Source organism: Paenarthrobacter sp. NCHU4564 (genome assembly GCF_052156435.1).
Lineage (GTDB): Bacteria > Actinomycetota > Actinomycetes > Actinomycetales > Micrococcaceae > Arthrobacter.
In genome coordinates this window covers 61,999-77,486 of record NZ_JBQLIS010000017.1, presented here as the reverse complement: position 1 = coordinate 77,486, position 15,488 = coordinate 61,999, and the positions used below count along the sequence as shown (strand labels likewise).

The following is a 15,488-nucleotide window of genomic DNA, read 5'->3' as shown; positions in this document are numbered from 1 at the left end:
CGGCACGGCACTTCCAAGACTTTGCTGTCTACTTCCCGGAGGGAACATGGGACACAGCTCCCCACTCAAAGCCGAGGTATCGGCACCTGAGGCGCAGCCTGGAGAGGGCGCCTCGTCATCTGGCCTCCGCCGGTCCATGGAGGCCCGGCACCTGGTCATGATCGCCATGGGAGGCGTCATTGGTTCAGGCCTGTTCGTCAGCTCGGGCTACACCATCGCCACCGCCGGCCCGCTCGGCGCAGTCATCGCATTCCTGATCGGCGCCGTGGTGGTCTATCTGGTGATGGCGTGCCTGGGGGAACTCGCCGTCGCATTCCCCGTTTCAGGCGCATTCCACATCTATGCTGCCCGCACCATCGGGCCGGCCACCGGCTTTGCCACGGCTTGGTTGTACTGGCTCTGCTGGGCGGTGGCCCTGGGGTCGGAGTTCACAGCGGCCGGCCTGCTCATGCAGCGGTGGTTCCCGGGCGTTGACGTTTGGATCTGGTGCTTCGTCTTCGCCACGGTCCTGTTCACCCTCAATGCCATCTCATCGCGTGTCTTCGGTGAATCGGAGTTCTGGTTCGCACTGATCAAGGTCGCCGCCGTCGTCGGCCTGATCATCCTGGGCGGCGCTGCCCTGCTGGGCTTCCACCCCCTCGCCGAGGGCGGCTACCCGTCGCTGACCGAGAACTTCTCCACGGATGCAGGGCTGTTCCCCAACGGCTTCACGGGTGTCTTCGTGACCTGCCTGGCGGTCTTCTACGCGTTCTCCGGCTCGGAGCTGATCGGCGTCGCCGCCGGCGAAACAGCCAACCCGGGCGCGAACATCCCCAAGGCCATGCGGACCACTGTCATCCGGCTCATGATCTTCTTCGTCGGGGCGATCACGGTTATCGCCGCCACCATCCCCTACGAGAAAGTGAGCGTGGATGAGAGCCCGTTCGTCACGGTGTTCTCCATGCTGGGCATCCCGTTCGCGGCGGACATCATGAACTTCGTGATCATCACCGCGCTGCTGTCGGCCGGTAACTGCGGCCTGTTCTCCTGCGCGCGCATGCTGTTCTCGCTGGCCGACGAAGGCCACGCCCCCAAGGCCTTCAAGAAGCTCACCAAGCGCGGAATCCCTCTCGTGGCGCTCTGTGTGAGCATGCTCGGTGGCCTTGCCTCCCTGGTCAGCAGCATCGTGGCACCCGCCACCGTTTACCTGGTGCTGGTCTCCATAGCCGGTTTCGCCACGGTGGGTGTGTGGATGTCCATCGTGGCCTCGCAGTTCGTGTACCGGCGAACCTTTGTCCGCAACGGCGGTGATCTTGCATCGCTCCCCTACCGGGCGCCGCTGTTCCCGCTGGTTCCGATCCTTGCGTTCGCGCTCTGCGTGGTGTCCCTCATAGGTATCGCCTTCGATCCCAACCAGGTGGCTGCGTTGTTGTTCGGCATTCCGTTCGTGGGTGCCTGCTATGCGTTCTTCCACTTCAAGTACGGACGACGGCGGAAGCTTGCCTCGCCTGCCACGGAGAAGGTTTCACCCTAGGGGGTGTGCCGCCACCACCAACTTTGAGCCGACGGACACCCAACACGCCGGGAAAATCCTGGCCTCGAGCTGGCTGTGGGCCCAAAGAAGGTGGTGGCGGTACGCCCCAGGCGTGCTTGGACTACTTCCTGGCCGCCCGGACGGGGTGCTCACTCAGGATGGAGAGGCGGTTGAAGGCGTTGATGCCGATCGCCGCCATGCAGATCACGCTGATCTGGGCATCCGTGTAATGCAGCCGGGCTTTTTCGAAGAGTTCAAAGGTGGGCCGCGACGTGCTCATGCGGGTGATCTGCTCTGCGATCTCCATGGCGGCGACTTCGTGGGGCTCGAACAGTTGGACTTCACGGTAGACAGGCACCAGGGACAGGCGTTGCTCGGTCTCGCCGTATTTCAGCGCCCGGCGGTGATGCAGGTCCAGGCAAAAGGCACAGCCGTTGATTTGCGAGCACAGATAATTGATGAGCTCCAGGGTCCGGCGGGGGACCCCAAGCCTGTCCGCCTCGTCCACCAGTTGCTGGGAGTAGTGGCTCAGCGTTGAGTACAGTTCGGGCTGTTGTTTGTCCAGATAACCGGCAAGGCGGTGCGTTGTTTCCTGTTCGGGCATACGTGGAGCTTAACGCACCGGCCTGCGCGGAAGGACCGCGGGAAACCCGACGGTATATGAGAGAGGATCACTCGCCGGGGGCGGGGATGTCCGCCGTGAGGCGAATGCCGTTCTCTGCCAGCCAGACAGGGTTGAAGGCTTTGCTGAGGTAGTTGGTTCCGGCGTCGGGAGCAATCGCCACCACCACCGACCCCCTTGGTGCGGCCCGCGCGACACGGAGGGCTGCGGCCACGATGAGCCCCGACGACGGACCCAGCGCAAGCCCCTCTTCATCCAGGAGCCGGTGGACGGTGGTGTACACCTCATCATTGGGGATCCGCAGGAACCGGTCCACGATCGACCGGTCGAAAATCTTGGGCCATTCCGCTTCAGGCCAGGAGTTGCCGACGCCGTCCACCAGGATGTTACCGGGATGCCCGCCGCTGTAGGCCGAGCCATGGGGATCTGCCGCGACCACTTCCACGTGGCCTCCCGGCCGTTCGGCAGCCACGCGCTCCTTCAGGTACCGGCCGTTGCCGCTGATGGTCCCGCCGGTACCAATTCCGGCTACAAAGTGAGTCACAAGCCCGCCCGTCTGTTCCCAGATTTCGGGCCCGGTGGTGCGGTAGTGGACCAAGGGGTTGGCGGGATTGTCGAACTGCATTGGACGCCAGGCCCCGGGGGTCTCCGCAGTGATGCGCGCCGCTACCGCCCGGGCGTTCTCCGGCGACTCGGACGGCGCGTTCCAATCGGTGATCACCACGCGCGCCCCGTAGCTGTGCAGGGCGTCGAGTTTCTCCTGCGAGATGGAGTCGCCGGTGACAACCACCACCGGGTGCCCGGTCAGCTGGCCGATCAGGGCAAGCCCGATCCCCGTGTTTCCCGAGGTGCTCTCAACAATCGTGGCCCCGGGCTGCAGCTCCCCGGATTCCTCGGCGGCACGGACCATGCTCAAAGCGGTTCGGTCCTTGATGGAGCCGCCGGGGTTTTCGGATTCGAGTTTGACGTGGATGCTGCTGCCCAGACCCCTGCCCAGTGACTCCAAGGCCACCAGCGGCGTGTGGCCCACTTTGTCCAGGATGGAGGCCTCGAGCCCGTCGGTATGGGCCGGCCCGGCTGCTTCCGTGGTCACTGTGCCTCCCCTTCCTCCCGGACCAGCAGGGCATGCCGCGCCCTTTCCACCAGCTCGGAAGCGGGCGGACGGTCCGCCAGGATGTCGGCCAGGCAGCCCACGACGGCGGCAGTCCCCTTTCCGAGCGGCTGCGCGGCATCCGCTTCGAGCAGCAGGTAGGAGCCGGTGAGTGCTTCGATCGCCAGGAGTTTTTCGGCCGCTTCCAGAGATTTTTCCAACTGCTGCAGCGCCAAGGGAGCCAGCGTGGAGTGGTCCTCGATATCGGCGGAAAGGGTTGGAGCGCCCAGGGTTGCCGGGGCTGCAAGGAACTTGAGTTCGGCGAGCAAGCCGGCGGCCGAGTACCACAGCAGTCCGGGCAGTTCCTCCTGCGCCAAGCCCGACCCGCCCGACGCGGCAGCCAAATGCCTGGCCCGGATGGTGCGTTGCGGCGGGTACAGTTTGGCGATCCGGCGCTCACTGGAAATGCCCACATGTGCCAGGGCCAGCCTGAGCGATTCAAAGGAGAGCGCCAGTTGCATCGGTTGGAAGTTGCCACCCGAGACCATGAGTCGGGACCCGACGTCAGCCAGTGGGTTGTCGCTCCGGCCGTTGAGTTCCACCTCCAGCGCCCGCTCGAACTGTTGGACCAGGTCGCGGAAAGCTCCATGGGTTTGCGGTGCCGCACGGAAGGACAAGGCATCCTGCACGGACACCTCGGGGCGGGCGCCCTCCAACCAACCACCGCTCAACAGGCGCCGGACAGCCTCCGCGGACAGCCGCTGGCCGTCTACCGCCTTGGCCGCCTGGATCGGCGGCGAAAAAGGGCTGAGGTTCCCGCCGCCGTCGTACCTTGCAATGGACTCCAGCGAGAGGGAAAGCGCGACGTCGGCCAGCCCGGCCAGGCGTTGCAGCCTCACCAGGGCGAGGGTTCCGGCGCCCACGGAGTAGGAGTTGGCACTGACCAGCGCCAGGGCCTCGCCGGGAGCGAGGACCAGCGGTTGGAGTCCGGCGTCGGCGAGCGCCTTGGCGCCCGGAACCACGGCGCCCGAGGGGTCGAGGGCTTCCCCCTCCCCGATTGCGACCGCGGCGACGGCGGCAAGCTGGGTGAGGTCGGATGAACCCACCGATCCTTCGCGCGGGATGGCGGGATGGATGCCGCTGTTAAGCAGGTCGGCGTAGAACCGGGCTGTTTCCGGGCGGACGCCCGAGCCGCCGCGGCTGAATCCGATGAGCCGGGCGAGGATCACGGCGCGGGCGGCGGCCCGGTCCAGGTAGGCGCCGACCCCGCTGTTGTGGTAGCGGACCACTTGGACCTGGTACGCCAGGATGGACTTTTCCTCCACAGCCGTGTCGCGCCCGGATCCCAGCAGGGTGTTGAGTCCGTAGACACGCTGTCCCGACGCGGCGGCTTTCTCCACCACGCCCCTGGATTGCTGTATCAAGGTCAACGCTTCACGGTTGAGTTCCACGTGAAACGTCGGATCGGCCGCTGCCTCCGCCACCTCGGGAGCGCTCACGGCGGAGGTGCCGATGACCAATGTCTTTCCAGGCCCGGGCATCGTCAGAAGTCCAAGAGGTTTTGCCGGAAGCCACCGTTTCCGTAACTGGTCCTCAAGACACCGCGGCGGCGCAGCTCGGGAGTGAGCTTGTCCAGGACGCCATGCACGGTCACGGGATCCACGAAGCCGGAAAACAGGAAGCCATCACCGCCCACTGCCTCGCCGGTTTCCTGCAGATAGTCCGCGATTTCCCCGGCTGTACCGATGATGGAGTCCCCGGCACCGCCGCTTCGGGCCTGGAGGATCTGGCGCAGCGTGGAGCCTGGGGGTGCTGCCTTGGAGAAGTGCTCCAGGGTGCCTTGGTTGCTGTTGGTGGTGAGCTCGGGCAAGGGTGCGTCGAGGTCGAACTGCTTGAAGTCGATGACGGAAAGGTAGGAGATCGAGTTGAGCTGGCTGTCGATGTCGCGCTGCGTCAGCTCCCTGCGTTGGGCGCGCAGGTCCTCGGCTTCTGCCGTGGATCCCACCACGGTGGGCTTGAGGACGAAAAGTACCTTGACATGGTCGGGGTTCCTGCCCGCCTTGGCGGCCTCAGCCCGGATGGAGTCCCGGTAGGCCTTCATGCCGTCCACGCCGCGGGCCAGGGCGATCGCCACATCGGCGTGGCCTCCGGCGAAGGCCTTGCCCCGGGGCGAGGCGCCCGCCTGCACCAGCACCGGCTCTTCCGGCAGCGGCGCTGTGTTGAGCGGACCGCGGACCTTGAAGAATTCGCCGTCGTGGTTGATCGGGTGCACTTTGGTGTGGTCGGCAAACCGACCGGCCTCAACGTCCTCCAGCACGGCGTCCGGTTCCCAGCTCCGCCACAGCCGCCTGACGACGTCGACGAATTCCTCCGCTTTTTCGTACCGGAGGTCATGTTCAATCTGCTGGTCAAGGCCATAGTTCCGCGCGGCGAGGTCGCTGCCGGAGGTGACCACGTTCCATCCCAGTTGGCCCTCGGAGAAATGCTGGAGTGTGGCCAGCAGCCGCGCCGCGGTGAAGGGCGGGTAGAAGGACGCGCTGACCGTCGGGACAATCCCGAGGTGCTCCGTGGCGGAGAGCAGGTACGGGACCAGGGCAAGCGGATCATGTTTGGGCGCGAAGGAGGCATGGGCAAGGGATACTTCCGCGGTGCCGCCGTACGTATCCGGGACTGTGAGGGAATCCTCGATGATGAACAGGTCCAGGCCGGATCTCTCGAAGGCACGCACGGCCTCCTGGTACAACGCGGGTTTCTTCCAGTCGTAACCCAGGCTGTACCCCGGAGTTCCCCACCCCTGGACTCCAAAGCCGTGTCCCACGAACCAACCAAAATGAAGCATGGGCTTGAGTGTAGAACTGCCGTGTCCGTTCACCGCGACCTGATTTCATGCGAAGTTACAGGGGGTCGTACTGCGTCAATTATGCTCCCGTGGCGTCACATGTGAAGTGCCTGCAGCAAGGCCCGGCTTCCGGAAAACGGCAGGGTCCGGAATGATCTCTGTATGAGTGCGCCCACGTCAGCCCGATCTGTGAGGGACCGGTTGTTGGGCGCCTGGGCACTGAAGGGCTACAAGCGGGAATGGCTGCGGCATGACCTGATTGCCGGCGCAGCACTGTTTGCCCTCTTGGTCCCTGCGGGCATGGCTTACGCGCAGGCGGCAGGACTCCCGCCTGTCACCGGTCTTTACGCAACGGTCGTCCCCCTGCTGGTATACGCAATCGTGGGTCCTTCCAGGATCCTGGTGCTGGGCCCTGATTCTGCCCTGGCACCCTTGATCGCGGCAGCCATCATGCCTTTGGCCATGGGCAGCAGCGAGAAATCCGTGGCTCTTGCGGGCCTGCTGGCCTTGCTCGTCGGCGGCATCATGCTCCTGGGCTCAGTCCTCCGCCTGGGGACCATCACCGGCCTGCTCTCAAAACCCATCCGTTTGGGCTACCTCAACGGGCTTGCGCTGTACGTGGGGTTGTCCCAGGTTCCAGCCTTCCTGGGGATTGAGGCAGAAGGCGACTCGATCTGGGAGAAATTGGCCGGCACCTACACCCAGGTCATGGACGGAGGCACCAACCTTGCCGCCGTCGCCCTCGGACTGGGCTCGCTGGCACTGATCTGGATTCCGCGCCGCCTGAAATGGAAGGTTCCCGGAGTCCTGCTGGCCGTGGTCGCTTCCTGCCTGGCCACGGCTTTCCTGGACCTGGGCGATACCGTCAAGGTAACAGGGGCGCTCCCCCAGGGCCTGCCGGCTCCAGCGCTTGGTGGCATCACGTGGGGCGACGCCCTTGCCCTGGTCCCGGCGGCGGCCGGCATCGCCCTCATGGCGTTCGCTGACACCGGAGTACTGTCCCAGTCCCTGGCAGCGAAAGAAGGGAAGAGGATCTCCGGCAACAGGGAGATGGCTGCCTTGGGTGCAGCCAACGCAGCAACGGGTGTCCTGGGTGGCTTTCCCATCTGCGGCAGCAGTTCCCGGACACCTGTTGCGGTGGATGCCGGGGCAAAGTCCCAACTCACGGGTGCCGTGGGAGCGGCCTTGGTGCTCGCCTTCATGCTCCTGGCGCCCGGAGTCACCGAATTCCTGCCGTCGGCCACCTTGGCGGCCGTGGTGATCGCCGCCGCGGTCGCCCTGGCCGATCCCGCGGGAGTGCGGCGCCTGCTGCGCATGAGCCGCAGCGAATCCGTGGTCATGCTGGCGGCGTTCCTTGGAGTGCTCCTGGTTGGCGTGCTGCAGGGAATCCTCGTGGCCATTGCCCTGGCCCTCCTTGATTTTGTGCGGCGGGCATGGAATCCCTACCGTACGGAGCTCGGCGCCCAGGAGGGCCGCCCCGGATACCACGACCTCGCACGCCACCCGGAAGGCGACAGGATCCCCGGGCTCCTGATCCTCCGGTTCGATGCACCCCTCTTCTTCGGGAACGGGCAGGTCCTGGCCACTTTCGTCCGGGAAGAACTGGACGAGGCCGAGGACCACATCACGCACGTCATCCTCGCTGCCGAGCCCATCACCGGGATCGACACCACGGCCCTGGACGACCTTGTCACGCTGGACGAATGGTTGGCCCAACGGGGCGTGGACCTCGTGTTCGCCGAGCTGAAGGGCCCGGTCAAGGACAAGCTGGTCCAGCTGGGCACGGCGGCCCGCTTCACTCCTGACCACTTCTATTCGACAGTTGGTGCGGCGGTCCGTGAACTGGCCGGACAGGACCACAAGTAGGCACCGGTTACGCAACATGACGGCTGCCATGCCCGCAACAAATGCAGGTGAACGTCCACGGATGTTACGTTTTTCTTGAGTAATGAGCACCAGCGTTAAGCCCTGACTTGCTGGTCGGCAACCCTCTCCCGCGGCGGGGTGCCTCAGGTGACTACTCGGCGTATCGACACTTCGAACTGCAAGCGTGACTGAGGAGCACCACGAATGCCAGAACCCACTGACGACAAACTCGCCTACCGCCTGATCACGGGCCCGGATACCCGCGAATTCTGCGAGCGCATCAGCAACGCCCTCGCCGAAGGCTATGTGCTGCACGGCAGCCCTTCCGCAACCTTCAACGGCACGGACGTGATTGTGGCGCAAGCCATCGTCCTGCCCGCCGCGATCGCAAGTGCGGATGCCGCCGTCGCGAACGCCGTGGACCAACTGGAAAACGACGAAGACGAAGAAGCATTCGAGGGACACGCATGAGCTACGCAGGTGACCTGACCCCGCAGGACGCGTGGGCCAAGCTTAAGGACGGCGCCATCCTGGTTGATGTCCGGACCGAGGGCGAATGGGCCCACATCGGCATCCCTGACACCAAGGCCACGGAGAATGATCCCCTGTTCATCCAGTGGAACCTCGCCGGCGGCATCCCGAATCCGACCTTCATCGACGACCTGAAGCAGCAGGCTCCCGAGGCTGATGGCGTTGAACTGCTGTTCATCTGCCGTTCGGGCCAGCGCTCCATCTCCGCCGCCATCGCCGCAACGCAGGCCGGATTCACGTCCTACAACGTCCTGGAAGGCTTCGAGGGCGAACCTGACCGTTACGGGGAACGCACCGTCAACGGCTGGAAGAACCGTGGCCTGCCCACCAACCTGGGGACCGACTAAAAGTGACTTTCAATCCTGACGCCGCCGGCTGGAGCGCTGACACCCAGGCCGTCCGCGGTGGACTCGACCGTACCAACTTCCAGGAAACCGCCGAGCCGGTGTTCCTCAATTCCGGCTTCGTCTACGAATCCGCTGCAGCAGCAGAACGGGCGTTCACCGGCGAAGACGAACGCTTTGTCTACTCGCGCTACGGCAACCCGTCCGTGGCCACGTTCCAGGAACGGCTGCGGCTCCTTGAAGGAACCGAGGCCTGCTTTGCCACGGCGTCCGGCATGTCTGCAGTCTTCACCGCACTGGGCGCACTGCTGGCAGCCGGCGACCGCGTGGTTGCCGCCCGTTCACTCTTCGGTTCCTGCTTTGTGATCCTGAACGAAATCCTGCCGCGTTGGGGCGTGGAAACAGTGTTCGTCGACGGCCCGGACCTGGACCAGTGGCGTGCAGCTCTTTCCGAGCCGACCACAGCCGTCTTCTTCGAGTCACCGTCCAACCCGATGCAGGAAATCGTGGACATCGCTGCCGTCAGCGAACTGGCACATGCCGCCGGGGCGACTGTGGTCGTCGACAATGTCTTTGCCACTCCCCTGCTGCAACGCTGTGGCGACCTGGGCGCCGACGTGATCGTCTACTCCGGAACCAAGCACATCGACGGCCAGGGACGCGTCATGGGTGGAGCGATCCTGGGCACCAAGGAGTTCATTGACGGCCCGGTCAAGCAGCTCATGCGACACACCGGCCCCTCGCTGTCCGCCTTCAACGCCTGGGTCCTCACCAAGGGCCTTGAAACCATCGGGCTGCGCGTGAACCACAGCTCCGCATCGGCTTTGAAAATCGCCGAATGGCTCGAGCGGCAGCCGGCCATCAACTGGGTCAAGTACCCGTTGCTCAAGTCCCACCCGCAGTACGAGCTCGCCACCAAGCAGATGAAGGCCGGCGGCACCGTACTGACCTTCGAACTGTCACCGTCCTCCGGGCGGAGCGCCAAGGAAGCCGCCTTTGCGTTGCTGGACGGCCTGCGGGTCATCGACATTTCCAACAACCTGGGCGACTCCAAGTCCCTCATCACGCACCCTGCCACCACCACCCACCGGGCCATGGGACCGGAGGGACGGGCCGCCATTGGACTGTCCGACGGCGTGGTCCGGTTGTCCGTTGGATTGGAAGACGTGGACGACCTGATCCTCGATCTGGAAAAGGCGCTCAAGCAGGTCTAACCTTCATGCCATGAGCGGGAACCGCCCTTATCGCCGTGCCGGAGCAGTCATTGTTTCCGGTACGGCGGTTTGGTTCCTGGGGATCTCCCCGGTCCAGCGGGTGTACCTCACCACCGATGCTGCGGAGCGGCTTCGCATGCTGCTGGCGGAAGAAGGCCGTTGGATCACCGGGGGGTGGCCGGAGCGTACCTGATGACGTGGGAAGAACCGGCCGAAGAGCGCCCCTAAGCTTTCCGGACCCTGGTCAACAGCGGCGCCGGTTCCTTGTGCGCGTCGGTTGAGGTGCCGCGGGTGGTGACCTTCACGGCATGCCCGACGACGGCGGTCAGGACTTCCGTGGTGGGCGGGGTTCCCGGAGAGCCGGCACCGGCGGAACGGGTGCTGAACCGGTCCGCTGCTGCGCGCTGTTCCTGAGCCCCGTTGCCCCGCTCAAGGATGTCGGCAATGCCTGCCTTGACCAGTTCCAGCTCCCCTTGGTCGTCCAGGACCGGGCTGAGGTAGTCCACCAGGGCCCACACAACGTCCGCGGCAGGCTGGGGACGGAAGTCGCCGAAGTCCAGGAGGTCCCCGCGGAGACCGGTGTTGCTCGCTTGCCAGCTGGCCATCCTGAGCAGGGCCGTGGGCACCGAGGCGGGTTCCACGCCGTCGAGCATTTCCAAGGTTGCCGTCTCCACCAAGGCGCGCACCAACACGGCAATGAGCGCCGCGTCTTCGGCGCGGAGGCACACGTCGGCGACCCGGATCTCCACAGTGGGATGGTTGCGGGAGATGCGGGCATCAAAGTAGATCATGCCCTCATCCAAGATGACGCCGGTTTCCAGCAACCGGTTGACCATCCGCCGGTAGGCCGTCAGCGAACCGAACACCGCTGACGGACCGGACGTCGGCCAGCGGTTCCAGGCTTGGGTCCGGAAGCTGTCGAAGCCGCTGTGCTGGCCGCGCCAATACGGGGAATTGGCGCTGATGGCCGTCAGCACGGCCAGTTTGTCCCGGATATGGTCCAGGACCACCACGCCCTCTTCCGGCGACTCCACGGAGGTGTGCACGTGGAAACCGCAGGTCAGTTGCTCATGGGCCGTGAGCCCAAAGCGTTCCAGCATCTCGGCGAACCGGGGATCGGGCGTGGTGTGTGTCCCGGACTCCAGGGGCGAGGTGGCCAGGGCGGCAATACGGGCGTCGTGTTTCCTGGCGGCCTGGTTGGCCATGTTGCGCCCACGCCGGATCTGGGGAAGAAGCTCGGCGTAGGTGTGGCATGGCCGGGTTTGCGTTTCGATCTGTTCGAGCTTGAACTCGTGGCTCAGGCCCAGGCCCGGCTCCACGGGATCAGTTCCCGCCAGCAGTGCGTCCGCGAGGGCCAGCGGCGCTCCCGTCACAGGATCGACGATGAGCAACTCTTCCTCAACCCCGAAAGTCCGCATGCTTCATTCTGCCCTTAGCTATCCTGGTGCGCACCCCCTGCCGCCGTCCGCCCCCAATGGACCGGGCGCGGATGGCGGAAACGGGTGCGCCCAGGCGTACGTGGGGCGCGAATGGCGGAAACGGGTGCGCTGCCTTAGTCCTGGAAGTACTCCACCTTGGCCCCGATGGTGTTGAGCCGCTCGGCCAGGTCCTCGTAACCACGTTCGATGACGTAGATGTTGCGCAGCTCGGAGGTTCCGCGCGCGGCGAGCATGGCCAGCAACAGGCACGCAGCCGGGCGCAGGGCCGGCGGGCAGCCGACCTCAGCGGCGCGCCACTTGGTGGGGCCGTTCACGTAGATCCGGTGCGGGTCAAGGAGCTGCACCTGGGCGCCGAGCTTGTTGAGCTCTGTCAGGTAGATGGCGCGGTTCTCGTAGACCCAGTCATGGATCATGGTCTGGCCTTCCGCGTTACCGGCGATCACGGCGAAGAAGGGCAGGTTGTCGATGTTCAGGCCCGGGAACGGCATGGGGTGGATCTTGTCCTGCGGAGCGCGCAGAACAGACGGTTTGGTGGTGACATCCACCAACCGGGTCCTGCCGTTGCGTGCCATGTATTCGCCGGACACCACCAGTTCCTGGCCCATCTGCTGGAGGGTCGCGAGTTCGATCTCCATGAACTCGATGGGTACCCGGCGGATGGTGACTTCGGAATTGGTCACAATGCCCGCGGTGATGAGGCTCATGGCCTCGATGGGGTCTTCTGACGGGAAGTATTCAATGTCCACGTCGATGCTGGAACGGCCGGTGATACGCAGGGTGGTGGTTCCGATGCCCTGGATCTCCACCCCCAGGCCCTGCAGGTAGAAGCAGAGGTCCTGGACCATGTAGTTGGGGCTGGCGTTGCGGATGACGGTGGTGCCCTCGCGGTGGGCCGCGGCCATGATGGCGTTCTCGGTGACGGTGTCGCCGCGTTCGGTCAGGACGAAGGAGCGGTCCTGCCCATCGGCCGGCGGCGCAGCCACGGAGTAGAAGCCGGATTTCGCCTCGACGGACAGGCCGAACTCACGCAGGGCCTGCATGTGCGGTTCCACGGTGCGTGTGCCGAGGTCGCAGCCTCCGGCGTACGGCAGGAGGTAGTCGTTGGTCTGGTCGAGCAAAGGGCCCAGCAGCATGATGACGCTGCGGGTACGGCGGGCAGCGTCGACGTCCATGAGTTCCAGGTTCAGGTTCTCGGGGCGGCGGATGCGGAGGTCGCTGCCGTTGAGCCAGGTGCATTCGACGCCGATCGACGTGAGCACTTCCACGATCCGGTTGACTTCCTCGATCCGGGCCAGGCGCCGCAAGGTAGTGGTGCCACGGTTGATCAGGCTTGCGCACAGGAGTGCCACACCGGCGTTCTTGCTGCTGTTGACATCCACTTCCCCGGAGAGTGTGCGGCCGCCTTCCACCCGGAGGTGGGTCATCTGGGGCTTTCCGACTTTCACGATCGGTCGTCCAAAAATAGCCTCGATTCGTTCGATCATGCGGAGGCTGAGGTTCTGTTTGCCCTGTTCCATCCGGGCGATGGCACTCTGGCTGGTTCCCAGCTCCGAGGCCAGTTGCCCCTGCGTCCAGCCTTTGTCGCTGCGCGCGTTGCGGAGCAGGAGGCCTACGTGTTCGGCGGTAGGTTGCGTCATACTCAAGAAATATCACAAATGAGTTAGAAGTGGTGGACATTCCGCGATTCTTGCGGTTAAGGTCACGCCATACCCGAACGGTGCGATATGTCAAGCACGACGGCGGCGCTTCCGTTCAGTCAGCCACGGTACCCGGGCCGGGTGGCTTGGTGGCGGGAAGAACTCCCCATTGCGTTCCGGCCAGTCACTGGACCAGCATAAACAGCACGGTTCAAGGGGGGAACATGCCTTTTTACGGCGCAGACATCAATCAGCTCAAGACACTGTCCAAGGCTCTGGCAAAGGGAGCCGATCTCCTGGCTTCGAAGGCCCGGGAGCTGGATTCGGTCATCGGGCAGGGCGGCCACTGGCAGGGCCAGGATGCCAAGCGGTTTGCCGGGGAATGGCAGTCGAGCCTCCGCCCCTTGCTGGTCAAGACCTCCCTCGGCATTCAGGAGGCATCCACAGCGGTGCTCACCAACGCGGAAGAACAGTCCACGGCGTCGACAGGCAATAGCGGTATCCCCGCCGGAAGCCAAGGCAGTGGCAGCATCTCCACGGCAGCTTCTCCGGCCAACCCAGGAATGCCCACCCCTGAAGAGATCCTTGAGAATTACCAGGTCAGCGACGCCGAGACCACCCGCTGGCCAGGGGACTGGGACCCGCTGCGCCTGGTGGTGGACCAGCGCGAAGTCACCAGGAAGGAGGCCGAACTGCTGAATGGCCTGGGACCCTTGGAGATGAACGCGTTCAAAGGCATCCACGACGACGCGTTCAGCGTTGCGGACGAGCGTTTCCCCAGCGGGGATCGGAACGATGACCAGAACGACGCCTTCCGCCACGCCTACTGGAATGCCCTGATGGTGCAGGAGTTCGGGGCCGCCTGGGCCGAGGACTACGCGACGGCCCATGAGCAACTTCCCGGCAACCCGGCACCCCGTGAGGCCATGGACCTGTACAACAATGAGGTAGGCCGGAACATCGCCATCGCCCACCCGGACGCCGGCGCGGAGGAGCTGACCGACCTTGTGGAGGAAGCCGTCCGCAACGGCGACACGGTGGTTGTTGGACAGGACCTCCTGCCGCACCCTTCCAACGAGGTCCCCATGAACCAGACAGGCGACGCCGGCAACGCACCACCGGCTCCGGGCGAGGATCCCGAGTTCAACGACGAGTCGAGGACCACGTCGTGAGGCTTCTGATGGGACCGGCAGCAGGACTACGACGCCGGTCGCCGGCAACCACCGCCATGGCAGCCCTCGCCGGGCTGCTCTTAGTTGTTTTGACCTGCGCCCTGGGCGCCTGTTCACTGGGAGGTTCCGTCATGCCCGAAGCCAACGAAAAGCTCAACAGCCAGGTCCTTGAGTCCGCCACCAACGGAACCGCCCTCAAGCTGGCAGACGCCACCGACTTTGACTGGGACGAGGCCGGTTTCGTCATGGAGGGCACCCCCGCCAAGGACATCGAAGCCGCGTTCGGCGAACCCCTGACCAAGGAGAACCGCTACACGGCCTCGCCGGCACTGTTCGTCTTCCTGAAGGACGGGAAAGTCACGAAGGCCGTGCGCATCATTCCGGATGCGTTTTTCGGCGAGGATGCGAAAAAGAAGTATGGCCGCGAGGTAATCCTCACGCCCCCGGATGGCGGAAAAGGCTTCTTGAACTGGCGGGAGTAGCTACGCCCGCCAATACCCCAGCGCATCAATCCTGTGCTTGTCCACGCCCAGTACCTTCCGCAGGTGCTTGACGATGGCCCGGGTGCTGGACGCTTCGCAGGCAATCCAGAAGAAGTCGTCGACGGCGGACACAGTATCGGCGGTCAGGGCAAGGACAACTTCCTCAACCAGAGCGTCACCGTCGCGTTTGCGCGGAACCCAGGTGACGACGTCGGACGTTGACGCGCGCACCTCAATCGAGGGGTCGGCGTCGTGCTGGTACTCAAGCCACGCCGTCACGGGAGCGGCAGTCCCCAAGACGGCATTCCGCTCGTCCAGCAGGGAGTTGATGGCGGGAAGGGAAGCAGGGTCGCCCACTACCCAGATGCGGCGCGGCGCGGTGTCCGGAAACGCGAAGGCGCTGCCCTGGACAGTGGCCTCGATCGTGGTCCCGGGCTGCACGGAGCGTGCCCAGTCGGCAGCCAGTCCGTCGTGTATGGCAAAGTCCATGCTGAAGGTTCCCGCCACGGGGTCGGCATTGACCACGGTGTAGGCGCGCTGGTGCCCTTTGCCGGCGTCGTCGAACCACAGGCGGATCCACAGCGTGGGGTGCAGGCCAACGCTGGACAGAAGTCCTCCGTCGCGGACGTGGATGCGCAGGAAATCCGGCGTGATCTCCTGCCGCCCGGTGACATGGAGCGTGAAGTCCTTGGCGCCCATTACCTTCAGGACGACGCCTTCCCAACTGCGTTTCAAGCAA

The 15,488-nt window shown here is 64.8% G+C and carries 15 protein-coding genes and 1 riboswitch; of the genes, 8 read left to right on the top strand and 7 right to left on the bottom strand.

The window, feature by feature from the left end:
* Positions 1-46: 46 nt before the first annotated feature.
* Positions 47-1,513, top strand: a complete 1,467-nt coding sequence (locus ACSVIE_RS16190; protein ID WP_442424502.1) for an amino acid permease — start codon at positions 47-49, stop codon at positions 1,511-1,513.
* 121 nt (positions 1,514-1,634) lie between these two features.
* On the opposite strand, the gene ACSVIE_RS16185 is transcribed toward ACSVIE_RS16190, so the two are convergent.
* From ACSVIE_RS16185 to ACSVIE_RS16170, 4 genes are all read right to left on the bottom strand, one after another.
* Positions 1,635-2,117: a carboxymuconolactone decarboxylase family protein gene (locus ACSVIE_RS16185; RefSeq protein WP_426004367.1), complete on the bottom strand. Its 483-nt coding sequence runs from the start codon at positions 2,115-2,117 to the stop codon at positions 1,635-1,637.
* 67 nt (positions 2,118-2,184) lie between these two features.
* The gene (locus ACSVIE_RS16180; RefSeq protein ID WP_442424501.1) at positions 2,185-3,228 is read right to left on the bottom strand and encodes a PLP-dependent cysteine synthase family protein; all 1,044 of its coding nucleotides are present in this window, start codon (positions 3,226-3,228) and stop codon (positions 2,185-2,187) included.
* On the bottom strand, positions 3,225-4,766 hold the full coding sequence (locus tag ACSVIE_RS16175; RefSeq protein ID WP_442424500.1) for an aromatic amino acid ammonia-lyase: 1,542 nt from the start codon (positions 4,764-4,766) through the stop codon (positions 3,225-3,227). The genes ACSVIE_RS16180 and ACSVIE_RS16175 overlap by 4 nt, the downstream gene beginning before the upstream one ends.
* A gap of 2 nt (positions 4,767-4,768) precedes the next feature.
* The gene (locus ACSVIE_RS16170; protein WP_442424499.1) at positions 4,769-6,097 is read right to left on the bottom strand and encodes an NtaA/DmoA family FMN-dependent monooxygenase; all 1,329 of its coding nucleotides are present in this window, start codon (positions 6,095-6,097) and stop codon (positions 4,769-4,771) included.
* Positions 6,098-6,226: 129 nt separating this feature from the next.
* Between ACSVIE_RS16170 and ACSVIE_RS16165 the strand changes: the two genes are divergently transcribed.
* The 5 genes from ACSVIE_RS16165 to ACSVIE_RS16145 all read left to right on the top strand — a co-directional run bounded on the left by ACSVIE_RS16165 (position 6,227) and on the right by ACSVIE_RS16145 (position 10,212).
* Positions 6,227-7,930 (top strand): SulP family inorganic anion transporter, encoded by a 1,704-nt coding sequence (locus ACSVIE_RS16165; RefSeq protein ID WP_442424498.1) that lies wholly within the window; start codon positions 6,227-6,229, stop codon positions 7,928-7,930.
* A gap of 78 nt (positions 7,931-8,008) precedes the next feature.
* Positions 8,009-8,121: riboswitch (SAM riboswitch) on the top strand.
* Positions 8,122-8,134: 13 nt separating this feature from the next.
* Positions 8,135-8,401, top strand: a complete 267-nt coding sequence (locus ACSVIE_RS16160; RefSeq protein ID WP_426004373.1) for a DUF1737 domain-containing protein — start codon at positions 8,135-8,137, stop codon at positions 8,399-8,401.
* Positions 8,398-8,808 carry a rhodanese-like domain-containing protein gene (locus tag ACSVIE_RS16155; protein WP_426004374.1) on the top strand — a complete coding sequence of 137 codons (411 nt, stop codon included), beginning with the start codon at positions 8,398-8,400 and terminating at the stop codon, positions 8,806-8,808. The genes ACSVIE_RS16160 and ACSVIE_RS16155 overlap by 4 nt, the downstream gene beginning before the upstream one ends.
* Before the next feature lie 2 nt (positions 8,809-8,810).
* Entirely contained in the window at positions 8,811-10,019 is a 1,209-nt protein-coding gene (locus ACSVIE_RS16150; RefSeq protein ID WP_442424497.1) for an O-succinylhomoserine sulfhydrylase, read from the top strand.
* 10 nt (positions 10,020-10,029) lie between these two features.
* Positions 10,030-10,212 (top strand): hypothetical protein, encoded by a 183-nt coding sequence (locus ACSVIE_RS16145; RefSeq protein WP_426004376.1) that lies wholly within the window; start codon positions 10,030-10,032, stop codon positions 10,210-10,212.
* A 31-nt stretch (positions 10,213-10,243) separates the two neighbouring features.
* On the opposite strand, the gene ACSVIE_RS16140 is transcribed toward ACSVIE_RS16145, so the two are convergent.
* Both ACSVIE_RS16140 and ACSVIE_RS16135 read right to left on the bottom strand, forming a co-directional pair.
* Positions 10,244-11,437 (bottom strand): glutamate--cysteine ligase 2, encoded by a 1,194-nt coding sequence (locus ACSVIE_RS16140; protein WP_442424496.1) that lies wholly within the window; start codon positions 11,435-11,437, stop codon positions 10,244-10,246.
* A 134-nt stretch (positions 11,438-11,571) separates the two neighbouring features.
* On the bottom strand, positions 11,572-13,095 hold the full coding sequence (locus ACSVIE_RS16135; protein WP_442424495.1) for a UDP-N-acetylglucosamine 1-carboxyvinyltransferase: 1,524 nt from the start codon (positions 13,093-13,095) through the stop codon (positions 11,572-11,574).
* 224 nt (positions 13,096-13,319) lie between these two features.
* On the opposite strand from ACSVIE_RS16135, the gene ACSVIE_RS16130 reads away from it, so the two are divergent.
* A complete protein-coding gene (locus ACSVIE_RS16130; RefSeq protein WP_442424494.1) occupies positions 13,320-14,267 on the top strand; it encodes a DUF6973 domain-containing protein in 948 nt (315 codons plus the stop codon).
* The gene (locus ACSVIE_RS16125) at positions 14,264-14,749 is read left to right on the top strand and encodes a hypothetical protein (RefSeq protein ID WP_442424493.1); all 486 of its coding nucleotides are present in this window, start codon (positions 14,264-14,266) and stop codon (positions 14,747-14,749) included. The genes ACSVIE_RS16130 and ACSVIE_RS16125 overlap by 4 nt, the downstream gene beginning before the upstream one ends.
* Here the strand turns inward: ACSVIE_RS16125 and ACSVIE_RS16120 are convergent, their stop codons facing one another.
* Positions 14,750-15,484 (bottom strand): siderophore-interacting protein, encoded by a 735-nt coding sequence (locus tag ACSVIE_RS16120; RefSeq protein WP_442424492.1) that lies wholly within the window; start codon positions 15,482-15,484, stop codon positions 14,750-14,752.
* Between the last annotated feature and the right edge of the window lie 4 nt (positions 15,485-15,488).